25 protein-coding genes and 1 tRNA gene are annotated in these 25,613 nt (G+C 70.2%); 11 read left to right on the forward strand and 15 right to left on the reverse strand.

Annotation, left to right across the window (positions count from 1 at the left end; genetic code table 11):
* Nucleotides 1-14: 14 nt before the first annotated feature.
* From ABH927_RS24720 to ABH927_RS24735, 4 genes are read right to left on the reverse strand one after another with little or no spacing between them, the layout of a single operon-like run.
* Nucleotides 15-386: a hypothetical protein gene (locus tag ABH927_RS24720; RefSeq protein ID WP_370025154.1), complete on the reverse strand. Its 372-nt coding sequence runs from the start codon at nt 384-386 to the stop codon at nt 15-17.
* Between the two features lie 11 nt (nt 387-397).
* Nucleotides 398-829 carry a roadblock/LC7 domain-containing protein gene (locus ABH927_RS24725; protein ID WP_370025156.1) on the reverse strand — a complete coding sequence of 144 codons (432 nt, stop codon included), beginning with the start codon at nt 827-829 and terminating at the stop codon, nt 398-400.
* On the reverse strand, nt 826-1,773 hold the full coding sequence (locus tag ABH927_RS24730) for a hypothetical protein (RefSeq protein WP_370025158.1): 948 nt from the start codon (nt 1,771-1,773) through the stop codon (nt 826-828). The genes ABH927_RS24725 and ABH927_RS24730 overlap by 4 nt, the downstream gene beginning before the upstream one ends.
* Nucleotides 1,774-1,776: 3 nt before the next feature.
* A complete protein-coding gene (locus ABH927_RS24735) occupies nt 1,777-2,151 on the reverse strand; it encodes a roadblock/LC7 domain-containing protein (protein WP_370025160.1) in 375 nt (124 codons plus the stop codon).
* Nucleotides 2,152-2,505: 354 nt separating this feature from the next.
* On the opposite strand from ABH927_RS24735, the gene ABH927_RS24740 reads away from it, so the two are divergent.
* Together ABH927_RS24740 and ABH927_RS24745 are read left to right on the forward strand one after the other, a co-directional pair.
* Nucleotides 2,506-3,111, forward strand: a complete 606-nt coding sequence (locus tag ABH927_RS24740; protein ID WP_370025163.1) for an NAD(P)-dependent oxidoreductase — start codon at nt 2,506-2,508, stop codon at nt 3,109-3,111.
* Nucleotides 3,112-3,179: 68 nt separating this feature from the next.
* Complete coding sequence (locus ABH927_RS24745; protein WP_370025166.1) at nt 3,180-3,716, forward strand: DUF523 domain-containing protein; 537 nt, start codon at nt 3,180-3,182, stop codon at nt 3,714-3,716.
* On the opposite strand, the gene ABH927_RS24750 is transcribed toward ABH927_RS24745, so the two are convergent.
* On the reverse strand, nt 3,667-4,914 hold the full coding sequence (locus ABH927_RS24750) for a DUF4032 domain-containing protein (protein ID WP_370025169.1): 1,248 nt from the start codon (nt 4,912-4,914) through the stop codon (nt 3,667-3,669). The two genes, ABH927_RS24745 and ABH927_RS24750, sit on opposite strands and share 50 nt — an antisense overlap.
* A gap of 58 nt (nt 4,915-4,972) precedes the next feature.
* On the opposite strand from ABH927_RS24750, the gene ABH927_RS24755 reads away from it, so the two are divergent.
* Nucleotides 4,973-6,655, forward strand: coding sequence for a DUF885 domain-containing protein (locus ABH927_RS24755; RefSeq protein WP_370025172.1), 1,683 nt, complete (start codon nt 4,973-4,975; stop codon nt 6,653-6,655).
* Between the two features lie 3 nt (nt 6,656-6,658).
* Here the strand turns inward: ABH927_RS24755 and ABH927_RS24760 are convergent, their stop codons facing one another.
* Nucleotides 6,659-7,324, reverse strand: coding sequence for a class II aldolase/adducin family protein (locus ABH927_RS24760; protein ID WP_370025174.1), 666 nt, complete (start codon nt 7,322-7,324; stop codon nt 6,659-6,661).
* Nucleotides 7,325-7,611: 287 nt separating this feature from the next.
* Between ABH927_RS24760 and ngcE the strand changes: the two genes are divergently transcribed.
* The 4 genes from ngcE (at nt 7,612) to ABH927_RS24780 (ending at nt 11,236) form a co-directional block, all read left to right on the forward strand.
* Entirely contained in the window at nt 7,612-9,057 is a 1,446-nt protein-coding gene (gene ngcE, locus ABH927_RS24765) for an N-acetylglucosamine/diacetylchitobiose ABC transporter substrate-binding protein (protein WP_370025176.1), read from the forward strand.
* A gap of 4 nt (nt 9,058-9,061) precedes the next feature.
* Nucleotides 9,062-9,997, forward strand: coding sequence for a carbohydrate ABC transporter permease (locus ABH927_RS24770; RefSeq protein WP_370025178.1), 936 nt, complete (start codon nt 9,062-9,064; stop codon nt 9,995-9,997).
* Between the two features lie 2 nt (nt 9,998-9,999).
* Nucleotides 10,000-10,902: a carbohydrate ABC transporter permease gene (locus ABH927_RS24775; RefSeq protein WP_370025181.1), complete on the forward strand. Its 903-nt coding sequence runs from the start codon at nt 10,000-10,002 to the stop codon at nt 10,900-10,902.
* A gap of 76 nt (nt 10,903-10,978) precedes the next feature.
* Entirely contained in the window at nt 10,979-11,236 is a 258-nt protein-coding gene (locus ABH927_RS24780) for a 4a-hydroxytetrahydrobiopterin dehydratase (protein ID WP_370025184.1), read from the forward strand.
* Between the two features lie 18 nt (nt 11,237-11,254).
* Here the strand turns inward: ABH927_RS24780 and ABH927_RS24785 are convergent, their stop codons facing one another.
* On the reverse strand, nt 11,255-12,097 hold the full coding sequence (locus ABH927_RS24785) for a spermidine synthase (RefSeq protein WP_370025186.1): 843 nt from the start codon (nt 12,095-12,097) through the stop codon (nt 11,255-11,257).
* Nucleotides 12,098-12,160: 63 nt separating this feature from the next.
* Between ABH927_RS24785 and ABH927_RS24790 the strand changes: the two genes are divergently transcribed.
* The 4 genes from ABH927_RS24790 (at nt 12,161) to lat (ending at nt 16,811) form a co-directional block, all read left to right on the forward strand.
* On the forward strand, nt 12,161-13,816 hold the full coding sequence (locus ABH927_RS24790; RefSeq protein ID WP_370025188.1) for a penicillin-binding transpeptidase domain-containing protein: 1,656 nt from the start codon (nt 12,161-12,163) through the stop codon (nt 13,814-13,816).
* 311 nt (nt 13,817-14,127) lie between these two features.
* Nucleotides 14,128-14,808, forward strand: coding sequence for a hemolysin III family protein (locus tag ABH927_RS24795; protein WP_370025191.1), 681 nt, complete (start codon nt 14,128-14,130; stop codon nt 14,806-14,808).
* 40 nt (nt 14,809-14,848) lie between these two features.
* The gene (locus tag ABH927_RS24800) at nt 14,849-15,427 is read left to right on the forward strand and encodes an HdeD family acid-resistance protein (protein ID WP_370025194.1); all 579 of its coding nucleotides are present in this window, start codon (nt 14,849-14,851) and stop codon (nt 15,425-15,427) included.
* A gap of 97 nt (nt 15,428-15,524) precedes the next feature.
* Nucleotides 15,525-16,811 (forward strand): L-lysine 6-transaminase, encoded by a 1,287-nt coding sequence (gene lat, locus ABH927_RS24805; RefSeq protein WP_370025197.1) that lies wholly within the window; start codon nt 15,525-15,527, stop codon nt 16,809-16,811.
* Between the two features lie 49 nt (nt 16,812-16,860).
* Here lat and ABH927_RS24810 read toward each other — a convergent pair whose 3' ends face one another.
* From ABH927_RS24810 to ABH927_RS24845, 8 genes are all read right to left on the reverse strand, one after another.
* Nucleotides 16,861-17,082 (reverse strand): response regulator transcription factor, encoded by a 222-nt coding sequence (locus ABH927_RS24810; protein WP_261583674.1) that lies wholly within the window; start codon nt 17,080-17,082, stop codon nt 16,861-16,863.
* A 204-nt stretch (nt 17,083-17,286) separates the two neighbouring features.
* Nucleotides 17,287-17,362: transfer RNA gene (locus ABH927_RS24815), tRNA-His, on the reverse strand.
* Nucleotides 17,363-17,434: 72 nt separating this feature from the next.
* Nucleotides 17,435-18,031 carry an oligoribonuclease gene (gene orn, locus ABH927_RS24820; protein WP_370025201.1) on the reverse strand — a complete coding sequence of 199 codons (597 nt, stop codon included), beginning with the start codon at nt 18,029-18,031 and terminating at the stop codon, nt 17,435-17,437.
* A gap of 21 nt (nt 18,032-18,052) precedes the next feature.
* Entirely contained in the window at nt 18,053-19,297 is a 1,245-nt protein-coding gene (locus ABH927_RS24825; protein ID WP_370025203.1) for a DUF2510 domain-containing protein, read from the reverse strand.
* Between the two features lie 19 nt (nt 19,298-19,316).
* Entirely contained in the window at nt 19,317-20,726 is a 1,410-nt protein-coding gene (locus ABH927_RS24830; protein WP_370025205.1) for a hypothetical protein, read from the reverse strand.
* Nucleotides 20,727-22,376 (reverse strand): serine/threonine-protein kinase, encoded by a 1,650-nt coding sequence (locus ABH927_RS24835; RefSeq protein ID WP_370025208.1) that lies wholly within the window; start codon nt 22,374-22,376, stop codon nt 20,727-20,729.
* A gap of 238 nt (nt 22,377-22,614) precedes the next feature.
* Nucleotides 22,615-24,876, reverse strand: coding sequence for a serine/threonine-protein kinase (locus ABH927_RS24840; protein WP_370025211.1), 2,262 nt, complete (start codon nt 24,874-24,876; stop codon nt 22,615-22,617).
* A 78-nt stretch (nt 24,877-24,954) separates the two neighbouring features.
* On the reverse strand, nt 24,955-25,608 hold the full coding sequence (locus ABH927_RS24845; protein ID WP_370025215.1) for a pyridoxamine 5'-phosphate oxidase family protein: 654 nt from the start codon (nt 25,606-25,608) through the stop codon (nt 24,955-24,957).
* Between the last annotated feature and the right edge of the window lie 5 nt (nt 25,609-25,613).

Here is a 25,613-nt window from a genome sequence, read left to right on the forward strand (position 1 = left end):
TCCCATGGTCGCGCTCAGACCTCGAGCTTGTCCTCGATCGTGCGGAGCTGGTGCCGGGCCATCGCGAGGTTGGCCCGGTTGCGGTCGAGGGCCAGGTAGAGGAACAGACCCTTGCCACCGCGACCGGTGAGCGGGCGGATGATGTGGTACTGGCCGCCCAGCGTGATGAGGATGTCCTCGATGGCGTCCTTGAGCTGCAAGGCGTCCATCGCCCGCAGCTTGGCCTTGACCACCTCGGTGTTGGCCGCCGCCGCGACCTGGAGGTCGAGCTCCTTGGAGCCGCCGAGCGTGCCCAGCGCCATCCCGCTCCCGTAGTCGACCACGGCGGCGCCGATCGAGCCGTCGATGGCCAGCATCTCCTTGAGAGAGACGTCCATGTTCGCCATGTGCTGTTCTCCTATTCGCGGTGTTCGCGATATTCGCGTTCGACGATGGCGGCGAGCTTGGCCGCCGTCTTGCGTCCCTCGATCCGGAGCAGGCCGAGGTTGGCGCCCGGGCCCGCGAGAACGGTGAGGACGAGCTTGGGTCCCGCGGCGTAGCTCGCGGTGTGTCCCCGGGTGCCGGAGATCAGGGTCTCCTGGAGGTGGCCGACCCGGGCGAGATCGGTCATCCGGCGGCTCATCGACAGCAGCGCCGACGTGAGCGCGGCCGTCTGCTCGGTGTTGGCGGCCATGTCGGTCGTCACGAGCATGCCGTCCACCGTGCAGGTGAGCACCCCGGTGATCTCGGGCGCGCGGGTCCTGAGAAGGACGAGCTCCTCCTGAATTTCACGGCGCAGATCCATCGAGATCGCCTTTCCGGCCCGCTTGAGCCACGTGCGCGTGATCACTGCAGTGCCTCCAGCGCGTCACGCAGCCTGATCAGCAGGTTCATGTCGGCCGGGTCCCCGCTGACCTCCGGCAGACCGGCTCCCTGGTCGGCCCCCGCATGCCGTACGGCCGCGCGCGGCGTCGCCTGCGCGGCCCGCTTGGGCAGCGCGGGGGCTCCTGGTCCCGGCGATCCCTCGGCCGCGGGGGTCCCCGGTGATCCCTCGGGCGGCGCCGGCGTTCCCGATCCGGGCGATTCCTCGGGCGGCGCGGGGGTTCCCGGCTCGGGTCCCGTGTCGAGCAGCCCCGCGGACGCGAGCTCCCGTACGGCGAGCAGCGTCGAGTAGGCCGGACGCCCGAGACGGCGGGCGAGCTCCACCGGGGTGGCTGTGGCGTCGGCCGCGAGCAGCACCTCCCACTGCGCTGCGGTGAGGACGACGTGCTTGCCGGGGATGCGCCGGAGGGGAACGACCGGCCGGGTGTCGAGCTCCGCCGACGGCCACACGCCGTCGAGTCGCGACCGCCTCCGTACGCACTCGCGGAACAGGCCGGAAACGTCGAAGAACCAGTGGGTGCCGAGCCAGTGCGTGTCCCCGTCGCGGTACCGCGTCCGAGGGGCCGCCTGCTGATGCGGCAAGGCGGACTGGAGCAGGAAGAACGACGCGTCGAGAGTCGCGCCGAGAACGCAGAACTGCAGCTCGCCCCGGCTGAGCACGCCCTCCCGCACCAGGAGGTCGCCGCCCTCGCCTCCAGCGCCGGCGGACTGCCGCGCTTCGCGCACACGGGCGGGGCTGATCCGGCCGGAGGTCGTCAGGAGGTCCTCCACGCCAGGCGTGTCGGCGCACTCGGCATACGACACGTGGCCCCGGGTGAAGTAGAGGGTTCCGTCCTTGCCCACCCGCAGGGAGCCCGTGGCGCCCTTCTGGGCCAGGCCGGTGAGCACCGCGTCGAGGGTGGGGGCGGCCATGGCTCAATGGGCGATGAGCTGGTGGGTGATGGTGCGCAGCCGCCGCCGCGCCAGGGCGAGGTTCGAGCGCTCCAGGTCGAGCCTGAGGCAGATCAGCAGCGGGCCGTCGAACATCATCTCCATGGGCCTGATGAGGTGGTAGCTGGTGTCCGTCGTGATGATCACGTCCTCGATCCGCGCGGCGGTTCCGTCCGCCGACGACAACGCGATCCCGTCGAGCGTGGCGCGGAATGCCTCGGTCAGCCCCACGGCCGATCTCGCCGGATCCGGCACGCCTTCCCCCGCCACCGCCATTCCACTGGTGTGGTCCACGAGAATCGCGTCGAGCGCGCCGGGGATGGACATGGCCTCGGAGAGGCAGTCCTCAATCCCGATCACCGGCAACTCCTCGCCACGTAGCCGACACAACCTGGCCAAGGTTAGAGATATCGGCGCATGTCCAATCAGTGGTGCGGAAATTTGCGCAAGGGCCAGATAAACAAATTCGTCACACAGAATAAGGATTCTTCTTCTGTGATGATAAATATCGGTTTTTGTGAGAATTATTCGGTTTGCGGAGGGGTTGGATCTGGGCCCCCGCCCAGCCGTGGGGCCTGCGGGCCTCCATGGTGCGGGTCGTGATCCAACATCACCTTTGTCCAAAGTATCCATCAGGTACTTATGGCACGATGAAGTAACCGGTATCCGATGGGTACCATCCCGCCGAGCGACATCGCATCGAGGGAGAACATCGTGAAAATCTTGTTGATCGGCGCCACCGGGATGATCGGCTCACGGATCGCCGCCGAGCTGGAGAGCCGGGGGCACGAGGTCACCCCGGCGTCGCGGGCGACCGGCCTCGACGCGTCGGACGCCTCGTCCGTCGCGAGGGCCGCCGAAGGGCATGACGCCGTGGTCAGCGCGGTCGCGCCGCCGCGTGACGGCTCCGACCCCGAGGGCCCGCTGCTCGCCGTCACCCGCGCGCTCATCGAGGGTGTACGGCAGGCCGGCGTCCGGCGGCTGATCGCACTGGGCGGCGCGGGCGGGCTGGAGGTCGCGCCGGGGACCCGGCTCGTCGACACGCCGGACTTCCCAGAGATCTACAAGAAGGAGTCGCTCGCCCAGGCCGCGGCCCTGGAGGTGTACCGCGGCGTCGAGGACCTCGACTGGACCTACGTCGCGCCCGCCGCGGAGATCGCTCCCGGTGAGCGCACGGGCTCCTTCCAGGTCGGCGGCGACCGGCTGCTGACCGACGACGAGGGGAGAAGCTTCGTCTCGGCCGAGGATTGCGCGGTCCTGGTCGCCGACGAGCTGGAGAAGGGCGGCCACATCCGTCAGCGCGTCACGCTCGCCTACTGACGGCCGGTCGGGGGACTGGCGAGGGACGGGCGGGGGAACGGGCGCGACAGCCGTACAGAATGGGAGGCGTGGAACGGATTCTGGTCAGCGCCTGCCTCCTCGGCAGCCGCGTGCGGTACGACGGAGGCGCCAAGACCAGCGACGACGAGCTGCTCGCCGCCTGGAGGGCCGAGGGGCGGCTGGTCCCGTTCTGCCCGGAGGTCGAGGGCGGGCTGCCCGTCCCGCGGCCGCCCGCCGAGATCGAGGGCGGCGTCGGCGGCGCGGCCGTGCTGGCGGGAGCCGCCCGGATCCTGACGCCGGACGGCGAGGACGTGACGAACGCCTTCCTGTCCGGGGCGCAGCAGGCGCTGGCCGTGGCCCAGTCCTTCGGCGTACGGCTGGCCATCCTGAAGGAGGGCAGCCCGTCGTGCGGTTCCCTGCGGATCTACGACGGCACCTTCCGGGGACGGCTGACCCCGGGCCGGGGCGTCACGGCCGCCGTCCTGGAGCTGAACGGCATCCGGGTCTTCGGCGAGGACCGCATCCCGGACGCCGCCGGCCACCTGGCGGGTCTTGTCAGGGAGACAGCGGATCGGGGACCGCGAGTTCCGGGTCCTGAGCGGTGATGATGGCCTTCTCGTCGGGCTTGTAGACGAGGACGTTGTCCACGTAGGACCGCACCGCCGCGTCGAGGCCGACGTCCTTGCCCGCCGCCTCGGACATGAACCAGCGGTGGTCGAGCACCTCGTGGAAAAGCTGGGCGGGCTCCAGCTTGCGCCGCAGCTCGGCGGGGATCGCGTTGACGACGGGCTGGAAGATCTCGGCCAGCCAGCGGTGCGCCACGATGGCCTCGTCCTCGTGGCGCAGGCCGTTCGAGACGCGGAAGGAGTCGAGGTCGTTGAGCAGCCGCCTGGCCTGGTTCTCCTCGACGTCGAGGCCGGTCAGCCGGAGCAGGCGGCGCTGGTGGTGCCCGGCGTCGACGACCTTGGGCCGCACGAAGAGCCGCGACGTGCCGGCCTTGCGGCGGATCATCATCTCGGCGACGTCGAAGCCCAGCGAGTTGAGCCTGCGGATCCGCTGGTCGACCCGGTGCCAGTCGAGCTCGTCGATGAGCTCGTCCTCGGTCAGCTCGGTCCAGAGCCGGTTGTAGCGCTCGACGAGCTGCTCGGAGAAGGCCAGCGGGTCGATCGTCGGGTGGAGCAGCCCGCCCGCCTCCAGGTCGAGCATCTCGCCATAGATGTTCATGTGCGCGACCTCGATGTCGTGCGACCGCTGGCCCTCGCTGATGGCGGGGTGGAGCTCGCCGGTCTCCGCGTCGACCAGGTACGCCGCGAAGGCGCCCGCGTCCCGCCGGAAAAGGGTGTTCGACAGCGAGCAGTCGCCCCAGTAGAACCCGGTCAGGTGCAGCCGTACGAGCAGGACGGCCAGCGCGTCCAGCAGGCGGGTGAGCGTGTCGGGCCGCAGGGAGCCGGACAGCACGGCCCGGTAGGGCAGCGAGAACTGCAGGTGCCGGGTGATCAGCGCGGAGTCCAGCTCGGAGCCGTCCTTGGCGGTCCGCCCGGTGACGACGGCGACCGGCTCCACGGCCGGGGTGTCATGCCGCGCCAGGTCCCACAGCAACTGGTACTCCCGCTTGGCGTACCGCGCGCTGATCTCCTTGATCGCGTAAACGCGGCCGGAGAGGCGGGCGAAGCGGACGACGTGCCGGGAGATGCCGCGCGGCAGCGTCACCAGGTGGTGGACGGGCCAATCTTCGAGGGGGACGTCCCAGGGCAGCCGGATGAGGTCGGGGTCACTGGGGGCACCGATCATCTGCAGGGGCACCGATTGCTCCTATTTTTGAGGTCTTCATGAACCAGTGTCCCGGATAGAGTCGAGCGCTATGACGCCGCTCGACGACTTCCTCGCCTGGTATCTGGCCGAGCATCCGGTCAGAGCCGCCCTTCTCGGAGCAGACGGATACGACCACACTCTTGGGGATTTCAGCGAAGCCGGGTTCACGGCCAGGGAACGAGCCGCCGAACAGTGGCTGCGCCGCCTGTCGGTGGACTCCGCCACGCCTGGCCCGACGGGGTCGGGGGCGGACAGGCCCGCCGCGTCGCCCGCGGGTGAGGTCGCCCTGTCGTTCGCGGACGAGCCCGCCGTGTCGCTCGCGGATGAGATCGACAGAGAGCTCGTCGTCTCCTTCCTGCGCGGATCCGTCGCGAGCGCCCGCTGGCCGGACTGGCGCCGCGACCCGGCGCCCTATCTCGGGGCGATCTTCGGCTCGATGTTCACGCCGTTCCAGCAGCGGCTCAAGCCGGAGCCGGAGCTCGTCGAGGCCGCCGTCGCGCGGCTGGCCGAGGTGCCCGCCGTCCTCGCCGCCTGCCGGGCCAACCTCGACCCAGGCCTCGCGGCCGGCCTGCTCGTCAAGCGCGGTCTCGACCAGGCGCGTACGGCCCGGCGCTTCCTGACCTCGACTCTGCCGGGCGAGGTCCGGGACGCCGATCTGCGGGTGAGGCTCGCGCGGGCCGCCGAGCCCGCCGCCGACGCATTCGACGAGCTCGTCACGTTCCTGGAGGGCTTCGAGGCGAGCGGAAGCTGGCGGATGGGGGAGGAGCTCTACTCCACGCTGCTGCGCGAGCGGGAGATGCTCGGCTACGGCGCGTCGGAGCTGCACGAGAAGGGCCGTAAGGCCTGGGACGAGCTCGACGCCCGGATGCGGGAGGTCGCCACCCGGCTCGGCTCGGGGGAGTCCCCGGGTGACTGGCGGGCCGCCATGGAGGCCCTGATGGACGACCACCCGCCGACGCTGGAGGCGATGCGGGCGGAGTATGAGGCCGAGACGCTCCGGGCCCGCGACTTCGTCCGCGACCGCGGCCTGGTGACCTTCCCGGAGGGGGAGGAGTGCCAGGTCCTCCCGTCGCCGGAGTTCCAGCGGCCCATCCTCGCCGTGGCGAACTACCTCGCGCCGCCGCCCCTGACGACGTCGCGCAGCGGCGTGTTCTTCGTGCCCTTCACGCCGGACGGCTTCACCGGCGAGCAGGTGCGGCAGCGCCTGCGGACCAACTCGCGCGCCCAGATGCCGTCGATCGCCGTGCACGAGGCCTACCCGGGGCACCACTGGCATCTGGCGTGGATGGCGGGCAGCCCCCGGACCGTCCGGAAGGTCTTCCGCACGCCGTACTTCGTGGAGGGCTGGGCGCTCTACGTCGAGAAGATGATGCACGAGCAGGGGTACTTCGACACGCCGGAGACCGAGCTGGCCCACCTGGACTGCCGGATCTTCCGCGCCGCCCGGATCGTGGTCGACACGGCCCTCCACTGCGGTGAGATGACGATCGCGGAGGCCGAGGAGTTCATGGCCACCAAGGCGTCGCTGTCGCCGGGGACGGCCGTGGGCGAGGTGAGCCGCTACTGCGCGTGGCCGACCCAGGCTCCGTCGTACCTGACGGGCGCGCTGGAGATCGAGCGGATCCGGGGCGAGTACCACGGCGATCTCCGGACATTTCATGACACGATCGCCGGTTCCGGTGGCCTCCCCCTGGGTCTGGCCCGCAAAGCCGTCCTCCCCCCCACCGCGTGATGATCACGCGGGAGGGGCGGGAGGGTGGGGTCTCGGGCGGCGGGGGTGGTCCGGCGGGGTGAACGCCCGGGTGATGACGTCGGCCAGCTGGGTCTCGGTCAGTACGGCCGGCGTCCCCACGCCGAGGGCCCGGACGTAGACCTCGCAGAGCCACTCCAGCAGCCGGGTGGCCTCGAACGCCTTCTCCAGGCTCGTCCCGATCGTGATGCCGCCGTGGTTGGCCATGAGCGCGGCCTGCTTGCCCGCCAGCGCCTCCCGGACGTTGGCGGCAAGCTCCGGCGTGCCGTACGTGGCGTACTCGGCCACGCGTACGGCGCCGCCGAGCAGCAGGGCGTTGTAGTGGATCGGCGGCAGCTCCGTCATGGTCGAGGCGACCACGGTGGCGAAGACGGAATGGGTGTGGACCACGGCCCCGGCTCCGGTCGCGGCGTAGACCTCCAGGTGTGTCGGGGTCTCCGACGACGGCGCCAGGTCGCCCTCGACGATGAAGCCCTCCAGATCGAGGATGGGGCAGTCCTCCGGCCTGAGCCGGTCGAGCGGCACGCCGGAGGGGGTCACCGCGACCAGGTCGCCGTCCCTCGCACTGAGGTTTCCCGAGGTCCCGATGACGAGGCCGAGGTCCGCGGCACGCCTGCCGTACTCGCACAGTTGCCGGCGCAGCTCCTCCATGCGGTGAATCTAGACGATCGCCCGAAATAACTCCAGCCTGGTCTATACCAGCTAGTCGAGGGCCCTGTCATGGGCCGTTTCCCATGACAGGGTGATCCTACCTTTGATTAGGTATTTAACCTGGACAAACACCGATATATCCTCTGATCGCTGGCGCGGATTCATCCCAGTCGGATTACGGGTTGGTCTAGACCGACCGGAACACCTTGACGCCCCTTCTGGGCTGGCCGTACGTTCCACCAAACGTTTAGGAAACTTTCCTAATTGACCCCGCCACAGGAGAGTTGATGACCAACAGCCCCCGCGAGATCACGCGTCGTCAGATGATGCGCCGCGTCGGCCTCACCGCGCTAGTCGCCGGCCCCGCCGCCGGTTTCCTCAGCTCATGTGCCACCTCGGGTGGCGACTCGACGCCGTCCGCGGCTCCCACCAGCGCCGCAGCGACCTCGGCCAGCAACCCGTTCGGCGTCAAGGCCGACGCGCCCCTCGAGGTTGTGATCTTCAAGGGCGGTTACAGCGACGAGTACGCGACCCAGTCGCACGAGCCGCTGTACAAGAAGGAGTTCCCCAAGGCGGAGATCAAGCACCAGGGCATCCAGACGATCAGCCAGACCCTGACGCCGCGTTTCGCCAGCAACGACGCGCCCGACGTCGTCAACAACTCCGGCACCGACAACCTGGACGGCGGCGCGCTGATCGCCGCGGGCCAGCTCCTCGACCTGACGCCGCTGTTCGAGGCCCCCTCGATCGACGACCCGAGCAAGAAGGTCAAGGACACGATCGTCCCGGGCACCATCGAGTCCGGATTCGGCGGCGACCCGGCCAAGCCGTACACGCTGAACTACGTCTACACGGCCTACGGCCTCTGGTACGACGCGAAGCTGTTCGAGAAGAACAGCTGGACCCCGCCGAAGACCTTCGACGAGTTCAAGACCTTCTGCGAGGCCGCCAAGGCCAAGGGCATCACCCCGTTCGCGTACGCCGGCAAGAACGCGTCGTACTACGCGTACTGGATGATCCTGATCTCCGCCGCCAAGATCGGCGGCAACCAGGTCCTGATCGACATCGACAACCTCGTCGACAACGCCTGGAACAACGACGCGGTGAAGCAGGCCGCCGCCGCGTGGGCCGAGATCGGCAAGTATATGGACAAGTCCTTCGAGGGCCTGATCCACACCGAGGTCCAGACCAAGCAGAACCAGGGCAAGATCGCCCTCTACCCGTCCGGCTCGTGGCTGGAGTCGGAGCAGGCCAAGGACACCCCGGCCGGCTTCGAGTACGCTCTCGCGCCGACCCCCTCGGTGTCCGCGAGCGACAAGATGCCATACGAGGCGATCCGCGCCGCCGCTGGTGAGCCCTTCGTCGTCCCGTCCAAGGGCAAGAACCCGCAGGGCGGCCTGGAGTACCTGCGCGTCATGCTGTCGAAGGAGGCCGCCAAGGCCTTCACCGAGAAGACCAAGAGCCTCACGGTCGTCCTCGACTCCACCGAGGGCCTGACGCTGTCGCCCGGCCTCACCAGCGTCGCCGCCGCGCAGAAGGCCGCCGGCGCCAACGTGGTGACGTACTCGCTGTTCGAGACCTGGTACAAGGAGCTCGAGACCGAGCTGCGCAAGCAGACCAACGCTCTGATGTTCGGCCGGATCAGCGCCGACGAGTTCGCCGCCAAGATGCAGAAGGCCGCGGACAAGGCCAAGGCCGACTCCTCCGTCGCCAAGCAGACCCGGAGCGTGTGATCCAATGCGGCATGGCAAGCTGTCGCCCGCGGTGCTGAGGAAGTACGGGTTCGTCACCTCTTTCCTCGCGGTGCCGCTGGTCCTCTACGGGTTCTTCGTGGTCGCGCAGTACCTCCAGGCGTTCCAGATCTCGTTGACCAACTCGAGGGGTATCTCGCCCAACTTCGACTACGTCGGCCTGGACAACTTCACCAGGCTGTTCGACGACGAGGTCTTCTGGGCGACGGTCCGGCACCACGGGCTGCTCCTGCTTGCCATGCCGCTGGCCACCATCACCATCGCGCTCCTCTTCTCCTTCCTGCTCAACCTGGGCGGCGGGCAGAAGAACGGCCGGATGACCGGTGTGCCGGGGTCGGCCTTCTACAAGGTCGTCTTCTTCTTTCCGCAGGTCCTGGCCGTCGCGATCGTCGGTGTGCTGTTCCAGGCGATCCTGCGGCCGGACCGGACCGGCGTCATCAACAGCGCGCTCGACGCGGTGGGCATCGATCCCGTGGGCTGGCTGATCAACCCCAGCTTGGCCCTGTGGACGATCATCGGCGTCATGGTCTGGCAGGCGGTCGGCTTCTACGTCGTGCTGTTCTCAGCCGGCATGTCGTCGATCCCCAAGGACGTCTTCGAGGCCGCCGCCCTCGACGGCGCCGGGCGGCTCACGCTGTTCTTCCGGATCACCCTGCCGCTCCTGTGGGACACCCTGCAGGTCGGCTGGGTCTATCTGGGCATCGCCGCCTTCGACGGCTTCGCCTTGGTCCAGGTGTTGTCGGTGGACCGCGGGGGCCCCGACAACGCCACGACCGTGCTCCCCCTGGAGATCTGGCGCACGGCCTTCACCTACTCGAAGTACGGCGTCGCGTCCGCGATGGGCGTCGCGCTCTTCTTCATGACCCTGACGTTCGCGGTGCTCACCCTGCGGGTGACCCGGCGCGAGAGGATCGAGTTCTAGCCATGGCGACTGACGTGATGCCCGTGGCCTCAAGCCAGACCTCGACCCGTCCGAAGCCGCGCCGTACGGGCGGCGGAAACGTCTTCGGAGGGCTCTCCCACCTGGCGCTGGTGATCTGGGCGATCCTGGTGATCTACCCGATCGTCTGGACGTTCCTGGGGTCCTTCAAGACCAACACCGAGCTCTTCGGCGACAACCCTCTGGCGCTGCCACAGCACTTCGCCTGGGACGCCTGGGGCCGCGCGTGGGCGAAGGCCCACATCGGGCTCTACATGGTGAACACCATCAAGGTCGTGGCGATCTCCACGTTCCTCACGATGTTGTTCGGCTCGATGGCCGCCTACGTGCTGGCGAGGTACACCTTCTTCGGCAACCGGGCGATCTATCTGCTGTTCGTCTCCGGCCTGTCGTTCCCGGTGTTCCTCGCCCTCGCCCCGCTGTGGCTGACGATGAAGAACCTCGGCCTGCTCGGCACGCACACCGGTCTGGTCATCGTCTACGTGGCCTACTCGATGCCGTTCACGGTGTTCTTCCTCACCGCGTTCTTCAAAACGCTGCCGACCTCGGTCGGCGAAGCCGCGATGATGGACGGCTGCTCGCACACCCGCACGTTCTTCCAGATCATGCTGCCGATGGCCAAGCCCGGCCTGATCAGCATCACGATCTTCAACGTGCTCGGCCAGTGGAACCAGTACCTGCTGCCGATCGTGCTGCTGCCCGGTGACGCCCAGGACAAGTGGCTGATCACCCAGGGCGTCGCGAACATCTCAACCAACGCCGGCTACGAGGCCGACTGGGCCGGGCTGTTCGCCGCCCTGAGCATGGCGATCATCCCGGTGCTGATCGTCTACATCATCTTCCAGCGCCAGATCCAGTCCGGCCTGACCTCGGGTGCGCTCAAGTAACCGGGCTCGATAACCGGGCTCGATGACTGGGCCCGGCTTATGGCGAAGCCTCCGCCTTTCGTGATGTCCTGAAGGCATGTACGAGGCTTCCGAGTGGCGCCGCGACGGAGAAACCATTCGCCGGACCGTGACCGCTCCCGACTTCCGTACGGCTATCGCGATCGTCAACGACATCGCCGAGCAGGCCGAGGCGCTGAACCACCACCCCGACATCGACATCCGATGGCGGACCCTGCACCTGGCGCTCACCACACACGATGCGGGCGGCCTCACCGACCTGGACTACAAGCTGGCGGCCCGCATCGACGCCATCGTGGCCGACCACCAGGCGTAGCCGCCCGGGCGTGCGGCGTCAGGTGAAGAGCGCCGGGGGCGGGACCGGGGAGAGGACCGCGTCGCCGTCCCGGATGGGCGTGGCGCCGGCGACGAACTTCACCAGGTCCTCGTCCGACACGCATCTCGCCTGGGTGAGGCCGCCCGCGGCCTTTCTCGTCAGCGGGCCCACCGGCAGCTCCGCCGGTGAGGCGGCGACGATCAGGTTGCCGAAGCGGCGGCTTCGCAGGACGCCGGGCTCGCCCAGCAGCGCGACGTGCCGGAAGGCCCCCGCGACGGTGGAGACGAGGCGCCTGGCGAAGGGCAGCCCCCTCCCGTCCGCCACATTGATCACCAGCGTTCCGGTGGGCCGCAGGATCCGGGCGACCTCCGCCATGTACTCCGCCGTGGCCAGCTCCACCGGCATCGTGGCGCCCGAGAAGGCGTCCAGCACGAAGAGATCGGCCGACCCGTCCGCCAGCCCGGCCGCGGCCGTACGGCCGTCGAGGACGCGGACCTTCAGCCGGGGAACGGACTTCAGCCGGAGCTGGTCGCGCACGAGCTGCACCAGCCCCGAGTCGGGCTCGACCACGATGTGCCGGGAGCCGGGCCGCTTGGCGGAGATGTAGCGGGGGATGGTGCAGGCGCCCCCGCCCACGTGCACGGCGTCGAGCGGGCCCTCGGGCAGGCAGTCGATGACGAGGGCGGCGAGCTGCACGTAGGAGAACTCGAGGTAGGTCGGGTCGGCCAGGTCAACGTAGGACTGGGGGACGCCCTCCACGCTCAGCATCCAGCCGTCCGGCCGGTCGAGGTCCCGCAGGAGCTCGACCTCGCCGGAGGTCACAGGGTAACGGCCCGGAACCGGCTGTCTCTCCTTTGGCACCCTTGCGTCTCCTTTGGCGTGATATAAGGCACTCGTACCCTCCACGAGAGGTCCGGCCCCCCGATGACAAACCGTATGCGCAAGCGGGTCCTGCTCGCGCTCATGACGGTCGCGGCCACGATCTTCCTCTCGGGCGTGCTCGGCCTCATCGTGTCCGCGAGGCAGCGCCCGGCCGCCGCGCCGTTCGAGGCCACGCCCAGCACGCTCTCCGCCGCGCCGTCGGCCACGCCGGCGAGGACGCTGACCCTGACGGTGGAGGGCTCGCCGGAGGAGACCGCAGCGAGCTACCTGCGGGCATGGGCGTCCGGCGACTACGAGAGCATGCGGGAGATGACCGACGAGCCGCCCGCGGACTTCGTCGACCAGCACCGGCAGTTCGAGGAGGCCCTGGACGCCGAGTCCGTACGGCTGACGCCGGGTCAGGCCGTCAAGACCGGAGACGAAACGGCCGACGTGCCCTTCACCGAGTCGCGGGACATGAAGGGCCACGGTCCCTGGGCGTTCGACTCCATGCTGCATCTCGCCGTGCGGGACCTCACCTGGAAGGTCGTCTGGAGTCCCGCCGTGCTGCATCCCCGCCTGGCCGAGGGCGGCCACATCGTCAGGTCCACGCCCACCGCTCCTCCCTCGCGGCTCGTCACCCGCGAGGGCCAGGAGTTCCCCGAGGCGAACGACGCCGAGCCGTACCTCGCGAGCCTCAACCGGAAGCTGCCGGCGCCCGAGGCGGGCACGCCCGTCGGATGGGCGGTCGTGGTGGCGAACCCCGGCCAGCCCGAGATCCCGCTCCTCGACTACGCCCCCGCCGCGCCGAAGGGGGTCAGGACGACGATCGAGTGGCCGGTGCAGGCGTCCGCGGCGCGGGCGCTGGACGGCGTGCAGAACCCCGCCGCGGTCGTGGCGGTGCGGCCGTCGACCGGCGAGATCGTCGCCGTGGCCGACCGCCTGGGCGACCACAAGGCGTTCGAGCAGAAGTACGCCCCCGGCTCGACGTTCAAGACGATCACCGCGGCGGCGCTGCTCAACGCCGGGATGTCCCCGGACGACTCCGTCGAGTGCCCCGCGACCTACACCATCCCGAACGGCCGGCGGATCGACAACTTCCGGGGCGAGGACCACGGCACCATCTCCCTGCGCGAGGCCTACGCGCTGTCCTGCAACACGACTTTCGCCCGGCTGGCGGTGGAGCGGCTGAACCCGGACGTCCTCGTCGACGAGGCCAGGGCGTTCGGGTTCGGCGTGCCTCTGGCGACCGGCGCGGGAGGCACCTGCGGCAGCCTGACACGGCCGGAGAACAACGACGGGCTCGCCGAGGACTCATTCGGCCAGGGGACGGTCGAGGCGACCCCGCTGTGCATGGCGCTGGTCGCGGCCGCCGTCGAGAGCGGCGTCTGGCGGCCTCCTCACCTGATGCCCACCGGTGCGGGTGACGTGCCTGGCGACGACCCGCAACCGGAGAGCGTGACGCTGCCCCAGGGAGTGGCGGACGGGCTGCGCGGACTGATGAGCGCGGTCACCACCGACGGCACGGCGGCCGGGGCTGGGCTGCCGGAGGGCGTCTCCGGCAAGACCGGCACCGCCGAGGACTGGCAGCACGGGGCCGACCACGCCTGGTTCATCGGCTACCGGGGCGACCTCGCGTTCGCCGTGTTCGTCGAGCACGGGGGCACCGGACGCAACGCCGCCGTTCCCATCGCCGCCCGCTTCCTCAGCGCTCTGTAACGACGGCGGGGAGATCGGCGCGGGGGCGGGTGGGCCGGAGGCAGGCGTAAGACCGTGCCAGTGACCACCGCGCTCGCGAAAGGGCCGCGAACGCGGCCTCACCAGAGCGCGACTATCACGGCCGGCCGGAGCGCCCGCCCGTCCCCGCGCCTACGGTGACACAGGGCCTACGGAGGGGAGGACACAGGGCTTACGGCGGGGACTGTGCGCGTCACGGGGCCTACCGTGCCTACGGCGGGGAGGTGACCGGTGGCGGTCGCGTGGCGTGAGTCACAACCTACGGTCCCGTAACCTACGGTATCGTAGGTTGCATGACGACGTTCACTGTGGAGCGGATGACCAGCACTGTCGAGCGGGTCACCAAGCCGAAACTCCGTGGATGGTTACACGCGGGCGCGGTGCCCGCGACGCTGGTGGGCGGGTTCCTGCTCGTGGCGCTCGGGCCGACCCTGCAGGCCCGGCTCGCCTCGGTGATCTACGCGATCACCTCCGGCCTCCTGTTCGGCGTCTCGGCGGCCTATCACCGCGGCAGGCTGTCGCCGCGGGTGGCCGAGGTGCTGCGCCGCCTCGACCACGCCAACATCTACCTCGTGATCGCGGGCACCTACACGCCCTTCGCGGTGCTCGCGCTGGACGGGATCGCCCGGGCGGCGGTTCTGTCGGTCATCTGGACCGGCGCGCTCGCCGGGGTGCTGTTCCGGGTGCTGTGGCTGCGCGCGCCGCGCTGGCTCTACACCGCTCTCTACCTCGGTCTCGGGTGGACCGCCGTGTTCGTCATGCCGCAACTCCTCTCGGGCGCCGGCCTGGCCGCCGGGATCCTCGTCCTCGTGGGCGGCCTGCTGTACAGCGCGGGAGCCGTCGTGTACGGCCTGCGCCGCCCGGACCCCTCCCCCCGGTGGTTCGGCTTCCACGAGGTCTTCCACGCCTTCACGCTGGCCGCGTACGTCGTGCAGTACGTCGCCGTGTCCCTGGTCGTGTACGCCGCCGCCTGAGTGGAAATAACCATCTCCCATAACGGGAGGAAGTGGGCCGATGCGGGAACTACTCTCCAGCAACTGGTGGCTCCTCGCCCTCAGGGGAGCGCTGGCGATCCTGTTCGGGATCGTCGCCATCGTCTGGCCCGGGATCACTCTGCTGGCACTGGTGATCCTGTTCGGCGCCTATGCCATCGTGAACGGCCTCTTCACGCTCGCCCACGCGATCCGCGGCACCACCGGCCAGTCGCGGGGCTGGCTCGTCTTCTCCGGCGTCATCAGCCTCATCGCCGGCATCCTGGCGTTCGTCTGGCCCGGGATCACCACGCTGGCACTGCTACTGGTGATCGCCGCCTGGTTCGTCGTGACCGGGATCTTCGAGATCGTCGGCGCGATCGCCATGCGCAGGCAGATCGAGGGGGAATGGCTGCTGGTCCTCAGCGGGGTGGTCTCGGTCGTCTTCGGCGTCCTGCTGTTCATCTGGCCGGCCTCCGGGGCCCTGGCGCTCGTCTGGCTGATCGGCGTCTCCGCCATCGTCTTCGGCGTCTCCCTGCTGATCCTGGCCTTCCGCGTCCGGGGTCTCGGCGGCTCGGCGTACGCAGGTGGGCGGCATGAGGGACCTGCCCCGGTAGTCTGAAAAATGTCCTCCGCTAGACACATCTCAGCGGAAACTATTCACAACCAATGCCGCCCATGAGGGAATCATGTTGTTCCCGGCGTAATGCGGAGGCGACATGGACCCCAGCGCTGTGCACGACGGCCTCGCCCGGCATCTCCTCGTCGACGGCTTCCGGCTGGTGCTCGATCTCGACAGGAGCTCCGGCTCCTGGCTGGTCGACATCCGCGACGGCAGGAGATATCTGGACTTCTACACGTTCTTCGGCTCGTCCCCGCTGGGGATGAACCCCTTCGCCGACGATCCCGAGTTCATGGCGCTGCTCGGCCGGGTGGCGGCCAACAAGCCCGCCAACTCCGACCTCTACACCGTCCACCTGGCCGAGTTCGTCGAGATCTTCCAGCGGGTCCTGGGCGACCCGCAGCTGCCGCACCTGTTCTTCGTCGAGGGCGGCGCGCTCGCCGTGGAGAACGCGCTCAAGTGCGCCTTCGACTGGAAGAGCCGGTGGAACGAGGCCAACGGCCGCCATCCGGGCCTCGGCACCAAGGTCCTCCACCTCACCCGCGCCTTCCACGGTCGCAGCGGCTACACGCTCTCGCTGACCAACACCGACCCGGTGAAGACCGACCGGTTCCCCAAGTTCGGCTGGCCCAGGATCGACGTCCCCGCCATCCACTTCGGCGACGTGGAGGAGGCCGAGGAGCGCGCCCTGGCGCAGGCCCGCGAGGCGTTCGGCCGGTTCCGCCACGACATCGCCTGCTTTATCGCGGAGCCCATCCAAGGAGAGGGGGGCGACAACCACATGCGCCCCGAGTTCCTCCAGGCCATGCAGGCGCTCTGCCATGAGCACGAGGCCCTGTTCGTCATGGACGAGGTGCAGACCGGGGTCGGCATCACCGGCACGCCCTGGGCCTACCAGCAGCTCGGCCTGGCGCCCGACATCGTGGCCTTTGCCAAGAAGGCCCAGGTGGGCGGCATCATGGCGGGCCGCAGGGTGGACCTGGTGCCCGACAACGTCTTCACGGTCAGCGGCCGGATCAACTCCACATGGGGAGGCGGCCTGGTCGACATGGTCCGCGCCCGCCGCATGCTGGAGATCATCGAGCGGGACGAGCTGATCCCCAGAGCCGCGATCCTGGGGGAGAAGCTGCTCGGCGCGCTCCAGGCGCTGGAGGCCGAGGGCCTCGTGCGGAACGCCAGGGGCCGGGGGCTGATGTGCGCCTTCGACGTCCCCGACCGGGCTGGGCTGATCTCCGGGCTCCGCGAGAAGCACGGCGTTCTCGTCCTCCCCTGCGGGGAGCGGTCCGTACGGCTACGCCCGGCCCTGTCCGTGCAGCCCGAGGAGCTGGAGCACGGCCTGGCCGCCCTTCGTCAGGCGCTGGCGAGTGCGCTCGCCACTCCCTGACCCCGGTGCGGTGACCACCGGGACGAGGAGCGGATCTGCGGGTGGGAACCTAGGTGCCCGGGTCGGCTCCGCCGAGCCAGCGGCCGATCGCGGTGACGCGCGATTCGACGCCGAGCTTGGCGTAGATGCGGTTGACGTGGTTCTTCACGGTCTTCTCACTCAGGAAGAGACGCTGGGCGATCTCGCCATTGGAGTGACCTGTCGCGATCAGCTCCATGACTTCGGTCTCCCGTTTGCTCAGCCCCATTCCAGTGCGTTCGTCGACTCTCATCCGGCCTCCGTCGAAGAGTCAAAGATCGCCGAGGCCCCCGCGCATCCGGCGTAGCGGTTGTCAGCGAGCATAACCCGCAATATCAACCTTTGGGGGCAATGTGGGCTGACTTGCTTGCGTCAGTGCCATGATTTGCCCGCAAAACGTCAACAGTCAGGGCCGTAACCAGAAACGGCCGGTCCGAATGGACCGGCCGCCGCCGCTTGGGGTGAGTGATGGGACTTGAACCCACGACATCCAGGACCACAACCTGGCGCTCTGCCAGCTGAGCTACACCCACCATGTCCGCCGCTTGAAGCGGCGTACGAAAGAAGTGTAGCGGCATTCGGGAGGTGTCCGCTCCACCCTTCCGTCAGGATCCGGAGATCGCCTCGGCCACCTCCCGGGCGGTCGCCGAGTCGGGGCCCGGCTGAGGTACGAAGACGGCGGCCCGGTAGTAGCGGAGCTCCCGGATGCTCTCGGTGATGTCGGCCAGGGCCCGGTGGCCGCCCTGCTTCTCGGGGGAGGCGAAGTAGACCCGCGGATACCACCGGCGGGCCAGTTCCTTGATCGAGGAGACGTCGATCATGCGGTAGTGCAGGAAGGCGTCCACGGCCGGCATGTCCCGCGCGATGAACGAGCGGTCCGTCGCGATGGAGTTGCCACACAGTGGGGCCTTCTTGGGCTCGGGCACATGGGCGCGGATGTAGTCGAGCACGATGGACTCGGCCTCGGCGAGCGTCACCCCGCTCGCCAGCGCCCGCAGCAGCCCGGAGGCGGTGTGCATCTCGCGCACCACCTCGGACATCTGCGCCAGCGCCTCCGGCGGGGGTTTGATGACGACGTCCACACCCTCGTCCAGCTGGTTCAGCTCGCCGTCGGTCACCACACAGGCGACCTCGACGAGCGCGTCACGGCCGAGGTCGAGCCCGGTCATCTCACAGTCGATCCAGACCAGCAGGTCAGTCATGCAACAAGCGTAGTAGGGCGGTCATCGCGCTTCGAGCGAGTCCAGCACCCGCTTCAGCACGGACTGGTCCAGATTGTCGGGGACGGACATGTAGAGCAGAGCGGGACGCTGCCCCTGACCCAGGTCAACCAGGACGAAGGCCCCCTTCTCGGTCTTCCACTTCCAGTGGTTGGCCTTCGACTGCTTCGAGAAGTCCATCTCGAACTCGACCAGCCACGCCTGGTGGCCGCTGACCTTGATCGCCTGGTTGCGGAGCACCTTGCGCTCGTGCGGGGGCGAGTAGAACACCGGCTCGTAGTTCACCAGCAGCGCGCCCGTGAGGTTGCGCAGGTCCTGCGGCCCGCCGTACGGCACGACCTGCGGGAGCTTCCCGGCGAAGACCGAGCCCACCCAGTCGCCGTTCTTGCCGTCGTAGTTCTGCTGGGAGATGGCCGTGTATCCGCTGGTCCACACGGGCAGCTCGGCGGGCTGGCGCGGGTTGTAGACCTCGGTCGCCTTGGGGACGATCCATGGATCGCCGGGGAAGGCATAGGAGAGCCCGGCCGAGGTGTCGGTGATGCGGCCGTCCGACGGCTGGGGAAGCTCCTGCAGCGGCGGCGGGGACGGCTCGGGGCTCGGCTCGGGCGGGACGGTCGAGTCCAGCGGAGGCGTGGGGGCGACGGTGTCGGGACTGGCGATAGTGGTGCTCGCGCGGTTGTGCACGAGGAACACCGCTCCGCCGATCACCAGGGCGATCGCCACCACGACCGCCACGCCCCCGGCGACCCACGCCCAGACCGGCGTGGCCCGAGGCGGCTGCGCCCCGAACTCCGGCATGGAGAACTGGGCCGTGTTGCCCGGATACGTCCCCTGCCCCGGGTAGCCCGCCGGACCGGGGTAACCGCTCTGTCCCGGATAGCCCCCCTGACCCGGGTACGCACCCTGTCCACCCTGTCCCGGATAACCGGCCTGCCCGGGATGGCCCCACGGCAGCCGGCCCTCCGGCTGCCCTGTCTGTGGCGGGAAGTGCGGCGGGAACTGCGGAGCGATGTTCGGCCCGGTCTGCGGCCCCGTGTTCTGGGACGGCGGTTGCTCAAGCGGTTGCTCGATGGGCTGCCCAATGGGTTGCCCAGTGGTCTGCTGAAGGGGCTGCTGGCCGGGCTGCGGCTGCTGCTGAGAGGGCGCCTCGCGCGGGTGCGTCGCGTCGGTCCACTGGGAGCCGTCCCACCAACGCAGTTGCGGGGAGCCGTACGGGTCGGGGTACCAGCCCGCGGGGGTCGTCGTCATGCGGGTCACATTAGTGAAATCAGCATTTATACGAGAAACTCGCTTTGTCCTGTATCGGCTGCCCTGTGGTAGTGGGGGACAGGACGCGCAGGGTGGCCGTGCCCTTGAAGGCCCCCTGCCCGGTCACATGCCAATGCAGCGGAAGATCCACCGACGTGGTGCCGGAGCGCACGATCTGCTCCTGCTCGGGCAGCTTCTCCCCGTCGCTGCGGAGCCAGACGAAACGGATCGTCCCCGACCCGCCATTGGTCGTCACGACGCCGGCGAAGTTGGCCGTGCCGTCGCAGCGCACCGTCTTCTTGGGAGCGCGGACGTCCACCTTCTCCGCCGCGACGCCGAGGCCGGGCGACTGGCGCAGCCACAGCACCACGACCGCGATCAGGATGGCGAGCAGCACCGTCCCGGCCCACGCCGTCTTCCGCCGCCGCCGCCGCGACCTCGGCCTGGGCCCGTCGACGCCCTCCTGCGCCTGCAGCGTCGCCATCTGGTCCCGCCCGGACCGCCAGATCTGCGCCGCCGTGGTCTCGGTCGGCACCCCGGGCCCGAAGCGCATCATCACGTCGTCACCCGCGGTCGGCGGTGCCGTACGGCCCGGGCCGCCTGAGGGGGCCACGCCTTCCGCCGGCACGTGCAGCAGCGTGACGATCTCCCCGGTGTCCGGCGTGGGGGGCGGGGGAGAGGTCCGCACGTCGGCGGCGGCCCACACGTGGAGGGTCTCCACCAGCCTCTCCCGCGTCGTGAACCCGGCGGGAAGCACGTCGCGCCCGGCCAGGAGCGTGTCGCGGGCCGCGCCGAGGCCATGGGTGGACGCGGTGGTGGCGGCCCGGTCGAAGAGCGCGGACGCGTCGCCGTGCGCCCAGTTCGCCGAGAGGCCCCGGGCGAGCGCCGCCCAGGCCGCGATGTCGCGCTGCGGGGACGCGGGCTCGCCCCGGAGCACCTCCAGCAGGCCCCGCTCGGCCAGCATCGCCGACCCGTCCTCGCCGATCACCACGGTGCCGGGGTGTAGGGCGCCGTGAGTCAGCCCCGCGGCGTGTACGGCCAGCAGCGCCTGGGCCGTCTCCACGAGGATCGTGCCGACGCTGCCCGCATCGGGCCGCCGGCCGTCGGGGGCCGAGGCGGAGCCGGCGAGCAGGTCGGCGACCGTGGGCATGGCCCTGCGCGTGGTGATCAGCCAGACCTCGCCGCGCGCCGTCACCAGGTCGGCCACGGGAAGGAGCGCGGACATCCCGCTGTGCGACAGCCGCTGGTCGGCGGTGACGGCGGCGACCAGCCGCTCGCGGGCCTCCGGCCCGGACACCGCACGCGTGTCGAACCGCAGGACCCCTGACAGCGCGCCCTCGGGGGAGATCGCGTCACTCCACGTGCCGACCTCGCTGACTCGGGTGCGGCCGGTGAGGCGGTAGCCCGCGATCGTCGCGCCGTCGTGCATCTACCGCCGCCTCCGATGCCTTCCGGTCATTCTGCGTACACCCAGTGTGGCGGGAACGAGACCAGTCGTCACCAGGCCGACCGCGAGAGCCCCCATCGGGACCGCCGACGGATCAGCCGACGGATCTGCCGCCGGGTCAGCCGTCGGATCAACCGTGGGGGACTCCGGCGACGCGGGCGCCACGGCGGGCACCCGGCTGGTCGGGGTGGGGCTGGTGCTCGGCGGATCCGTCGTCGGCGTGGGCGTCGGCGTGGGCGCCGGGGGCGGCGTCGGCGAGTTCGGCGGATCCCCCGGCAGGTGGGCCGTGACGGTGGGGTCCGGATCCGGCTGCGACTTGGTCGGCTTGGGCGTCGGCTTCTTCGTCGGTTTCGGAGTGGGTTTCTTCGTCGGCGTCGGAGTGGGCTTCGGGGTGGGCTTGACCGGGGGCCTCACGGCCGTGATCGTCGGCCTCGGGGTGACGCGGACGGTCGGGGTCGCGGTGGCGTGCGTGGCCTTCGGGGAGGGCGTGTCGCCGGGCTCGTCCGAGGGGGTGTCCTCGGGCGCGGCGGTCGTCGGGTCGGCCGGGATGGACGCGGGCGGCGTCTCGACCGACGTGCCCGCCTGGAGCGTCGTCGTGCCGCCGCTCATGGAGCCGACCAGTGCCGCCGTACCCCCGGCGATCACCGCCATGCCGACCAGGGTCAGGCCGATCTTCATGCCGGCCCTGCCGAGGAGACCGCCGCCCAGCTTCGTCTCGGCGAGCGAGGTGCCGACCTCGGGGGCCTCCTCGGTGAGCGGGAAGAACGGGAGCAGCAGGCCGGCGAGCGCGGCCAGCCGCCGGCGTCCCCGCTCCTCCCATGCCGGGCCGTACGCCTCGGCCGCGACGGCCTCGAGATCCTGGACGAACGCCTCGGCCGACTGCGGCCGCTCCGACGCGTTCTTCGCCATGCCCCGCTCGATGAGCTCCCGCAGCGGGGGCGGCACCTCCTCCACCGGGGGAGGCGTGGTCTGGTGCTGCCGCGCGAGGGCCGCCATGTTCTGCGCCCGGAAGGGGCGGGTGCCGGTCAGGCACTCGAAGAAGACGACGGTCGCGGCGTAGACGTCGGTGGCCGGTCCGGCCGGAGCGCCCATCCACTGCTCGGGAGCCATGTACGGCGGCGTGCCGGACGCGCTCACGCCCTCTCCGGTGCGTGCGGCGATGCCGAAGTCGACGAGCTTGCTGCTGCCGTCGGCCTCGACCATGACGTTCTCGGGCTTGTAGTCGCGGTGGACCACGCCGACGGAGTGGGCGGCCGCCAGGCCGAGCAGCGAGCCCTTGAGCACGGCCAGCGCGGCCTCCGGGCCGGTCGGGCCCTCGGAGCGCAGCATCGTGCGCAGCGAGACGCCGTCGATCAGCTCCATGACGATCGCGGCGCCCTGCGGCGTCTCGTAGTACTCGTAGAACCGCGCGGCGTGCGGGTTCGGCTTCATCGCCGCGAGCAGCCGGGCCTCGTGCCGGAACCGGGCGACGAAGTGGAGGTCGGCCTGGAGCTCGTCGGAGAGGTACTTGATCGCTACCAGGATGTCGTTGGCGTCGTGCCGGGCGAGCACGACTTTGCCTGCGCCCCCCGTGCCAAGCTCGCGGATCTCGGTATAGCCGGGGACGCGCCAGGCGCCCGTCTGGCCGTACATACGGTCTCCTCAATCGCCCGGGGCCCCCGCCATGACGAGACCGTAGCTTAGGTGACGACCAGCCCAGTGAGATGAAAAGTCATGAAATAGTCGTGGATCTCTGTCAGGCCAGGTCAACATGGTGCAAGTCAGGACATCGCACTGTATGACGGCCTATACGCGCTGTAACCACGTGTGCGTATGTGACGGTTCCATGCGGGTGTGTCTCATGCGGGTGTGCGGCATGCGGGTGTGACGCTCACGCGGGTGTGACGGTGCAGGCTCCGATCTTCTTGGTGCGGGTGGCCACGCCACTCGCCGCGTTCGGCGCCGTCGCGGCCGTCACGCCCCACCCGGTGCCGCACGGCAGGCGCGAGTAGGTGAACTTCATCGTGACGGTGTAGCTGGTCCGGCCCGACAGGGTGACCGACTGCGAGCCGACGGCCTTGCCCCTGAGCAGCCAGGTCACGGTGAGCTGCACCGGCTTGGCGTTCTCCGTCGTCACGGTCACCGCGGTCGTCGCCGCCGTGGCGACCCGGGTCAGGCGGTTCACCGTTACGCCCGTGACCGCCGCCGGGCAGTCGACCCTGATGGTCCGGGACGCGCCGCCCGAGGGCGCGTCCGGGTCGGTCGTGGCGGTGATGGTGACCGTCTCGCAGGGCCGCCGGCCGAAGGTGAACGACAGCGTGCGGGTATAGCTCTTCTTCCCGGACAGCGTCGCGGCCCGCTGGCCGGACTGGCCGTCGGAGGACGAGAAGTCGCCGGTCAGCGCGACCTGCCCGGTGCCGTCGGTGGTGACCTCCACCTTGGCGGTGGCCACGCGCGGGTCCGTCATGGCGAGCGACAGCACCTTGACGCCGGTGACGGAGGTGGGGCATTCGGGCGTCTTGACGGTGATGCTCCCCGTGCCGCCGCCCGCCGCCGGCGTGGTCGTCGCCGTCATCCCCAAGGTGCCGCCGCAGGGGCGGCTGCCGAGGTCCTGGCTGACCGTCTTGACGTACTTCTTGGCGCCCTTGAGCGTCATCTCCCGCGTGCCGGCCGCCTTGCCGTTCACGGTGAAGCGCACGGTCAGCGTGACCTTCGCGGTTCCGCTCGTCACGACGGTGACCGTCCCGCTCGCCGTAGGCGCGGCGGCGACCGTACGGCTCGCCGTGCCGTACGGGAAGGGGCGGAGGGAGAGCGCGGCGGCGGCGGGACCGCCGCCCGGGCCGAGCGTGAGACCGCTGACGTGCACGCTGACCACCTTGGTCGGCGGCGGGGGCGTGACGGACGGCGACGGCTTGGGGGAGGGCTTCGGGGTCTTCGTCACGCTCGGCGTGGGAGGGGCCGGCGTCTCGCTCGGGCTTTCGCCCGGTGCCGCTGAGGATGTCCCCGTGGGTGTGCCTGTAGATGTCCCTGTGGGTGTCGGCGCGGGTGTCTCGCCGGGTGTGGGCGGCAGAGCCACTGACGGGGCCGCGCTGGCCGACGGCGCGGCCACAGGCGTCGTGCGATGCGCCCGGGACTGCCCGGTGAGGGCGAACGCCGTGATGCCCCCGGCCGCCAGCACCAGGATCCCCGCCCCGGCGGCGAGCCGGACCCGGTGCCGCTTGACGGCCCGCAGGACGGTCTGGAAGAGCGAGGTGCCGATCTCGGCGGGCGGCTGCCGGTTGAGGGGGAACGTCGCGGCCAGCACGGCGGCGATCGCGGCCAGCTTGCGCCTGCCCCGCTCCTCCCAGTCGGCGCCGTAGGCCGCCGCGGCGACCTCCTCCAGCTCCGCGACGAACATCGCCGCGCTGGCCGGCCGCATCGCCGGGTCCTTGGCCATGCCCCGCTCGACCAGTCCGCGCACCGGCTCCGGCACCTCCCCGGCCGGGACGGGCGCGGTCTGGTGCTGGTGCCGCAGCACCACGTTGTCGGTGGCCTGGTAGGGGCGATGCCCGGTGAGGCATTCGAAGAAGACGGCCGTCGCGGCGTACACGTCGGACGCCGGTGAGGCGGCCAGGCCGGTCCACTGCTCGGGCGCCATGTACGGCGGGGTCCCGGCGGGGGCCATGGCGTCCCCGGCGCGCACGGCGATGCCGAAGTCGACGAGCTTGCTCGCGCCGTCGCCCTGGACCAGCACGTTCTCCGGCTTGTAGTCGCGGTGGACCACGCCCGTCTCATGCGCGGCCGCGAGCCCGAGCAGCGATCCCTTGAGTACGGCCAGGGCCGCCTCGGGCCCGGTCGAGCCCTCCTGGCGCAGCAGCGCCCGCAGCGAGGCGCCGTTGACGAGCTCCATGACGATGGCCGCGCCCTGGTGGGTCTCGACGTACTCGTAGAGCTGGGCCACGTGGGGATCGTCGAGCTCCACCAGCAGGCGGGCCTCTCCACGGAACCGTGCGAGGAAGCCGGGCTGCCCGCGCAGGTCCTCGGAGAGATACTTGACGGCCACGCGGGCGCCGGACGCCTCGTGCACCGCCAGCACGACCCGGCCCCCGCCACCCGCGCCGAGTTGGCGCACCACGGTGTAGCCCGGCACGTTCCAGTCGCCGGGGGCGGTCATGCGGCCTCCTGGGATGCGGCGGTCCGCCTGGCTGATCGGCGTCCCGTCGAGTGAACAGGTTGGCCAAAGTGTGCCCAATCAGTGGGGAGCCGCGCTATCCCTGTACCGAATGTGGTCGGGGACGGGGATGCCCGAGGGCAGGAGCGGGTCGGGCAGGGGCTCGCCCCACGACACGACGAGCGGCAGCACGCCCGCCCATACGGGCAGTTCGTAGTCCTCCTCGTCGTCCTTCGGCGGGCCCACCCGGATCTTGACCGACGCCTCCTCCAGGGAGAGGGCCACGACCGCCGTTCCCGCGAGCTCCTTCCGGTCCGGCGGCCGCACGGCGTCCCACTGCCCGGGGGCGAGCTGCTCGGTGATCGCACGGAGGGCGTCGAGGCGCTCTCCGTCGTCCTCCACCATGCGGGCCTCGCCGTAGATCATGGCCGAGCGGTAGTTCACCGAGTGGTGGAAGGCCGAGCGCGCCAGCACGATGCCGTCCACGTGGGTCACGGTGACGCACACCGGCCCGGCGAGCGCCGCGCGGAGCGAGGCCGCTCCCGTCGAGCCGTGCAGGTAGAGGGTGTCGCCGATCCTCCCGTAACCGGTGGGGATCACTCTGGGGCAGCCGTCGGCCACCACTCCGAGATGGCAGATCAGCCCGGCGTCCAGCACGGCGTAGAGGTCGGCGCGGTCCGTGCGGCCGCGGTCCTTCCCTCGGTTCAGGGTGGTACGTGCGGTAGTGGAGAGCATGTCCG

This window comes from Planotetraspora sp. GP83, from assembly GCF_041262585.1.
Classification (GTDB): Bacteria; Actinomycetota; Actinomycetes; order Streptosporangiales; family Streptosporangiaceae; genus JAOEGB01.

Bases quoted from the DNA above. Each gene is read 5' to 3' on its own strand.
- ABH927_RS24720 (WP_370025154.1), bottom strand. From the start codon at position 386: ATGGCGAACATGGACGTCTCTCTCAAGGAGATGCTGGCCATCGACGGC.
- ABH927_RS24730 (WP_370025158.1), bottom strand. From the start codon at position 1,773: ATGGCCGCCCCCACCCTCGACGCGGTGCTCACCGGCCTGGCCCAGAAG.
- ABH927_RS24755 (WP_370025172.1), top strand. From the start codon at position 4,973: ATGACGCCGCTCGACGACTTCCTCGCCTGGTATCTGGCCGAGCATCCG.
- ABH927_RS24760 (WP_370025174.1), bottom strand. From the start codon at position 7,324: ATGGAGGAGCTGCGCCGGCAACTGTGCGAGTACGGCAGGCGTGCCGCG.
- ngcE (WP_370025176.1), top strand. From the start codon at position 7,612: ATGACCAACAGCCCCCGCGAGATCACGCGTCGTCAGATGATGCGCCGC.
- ABH927_RS24770 (WP_370025178.1), top strand. From the start codon at position 9,062: ATGCGGCATGGCAAGCTGTCGCCCGCGGTGCTGAGGAAGTACGGGTTC.
- ABH927_RS24775 (WP_370025181.1), top strand. From the start codon at position 10,000: ATGGCGACTGACGTGATGCCCGTGGCCTCAAGCCAGACCTCGACCCGT.
- ABH927_RS24780 (WP_370025184.1), top strand. From the start codon at position 10,979: ATGTACGAGGCTTCCGAGTGGCGCCGCGACGGAGAAACCATTCGCCGG.
- ABH927_RS24790 (WP_370025188.1), top strand. From the start codon at position 12,161: ATGACAAACCGTATGCGCAAGCGGGTCCTGCTCGCGCTCATGACGGTC.
- ABH927_RS24795 (WP_370025191.1), top strand. From the start codon at position 14,128: ATGACGACGTTCACTGTGGAGCGGATGACCAGCACTGTCGAGCGGGTC.
- ABH927_RS24800 (WP_370025194.1), top strand. From the start codon at position 14,849: ATGCGGGAACTACTCTCCAGCAACTGGTGGCTCCTCGCCCTCAGGGGA.
- lat (WP_370025197.1), top strand. From the start codon at position 15,525: ATGGACCCCAGCGCTGTGCACGACGGCCTCGCCCGGCATCTCCTCGTC.
- ABH927_RS24810 (WP_261583674.1), bottom strand. From the start codon at position 17,082: ATGAGAGTCGACGAACGCACTGGAATGGGGCTGAGCAAACGGGAGACC.
- orn (WP_370025201.1), bottom strand. From the start codon at position 18,031: ATGACTGACCTGCTGGTCTGGATCGACTGTGAGATGACCGGGCTCGAC.
- ABH927_RS24825 (WP_370025203.1), bottom strand. From the start codon at position 19,297: ATGACGACGACCCCCGCGGGCTGGTACCCCGACCCGTACGGCTCCCCG.
- ABH927_RS24830 (WP_370025205.1), bottom strand. From the start codon at position 20,726: ATGCACGACGGCGCGACGATCGCGGGCTACCGCCTCACCGGCCGCACC.
- ABH927_RS24835 (WP_370025208.1), bottom strand. From the start codon at position 22,376: ATGTACGGCCAGACGGGCGCCTGGCGCGTCCCCGGCTATACCGAGATC.
- ABH927_RS24840 (WP_370025211.1), bottom strand. From the start codon at position 24,876: ATGACCGCCCCCGGCGACTGGAACGTGCCGGGCTACACCGTGGTGCGC.
- ABH927_RS24845 (WP_370025215.1), bottom strand. From the start codon at position 25,608: ATGCTCTCCACTACCGCACGTACCACCCTGAACCGAGGGAAGGACCGC.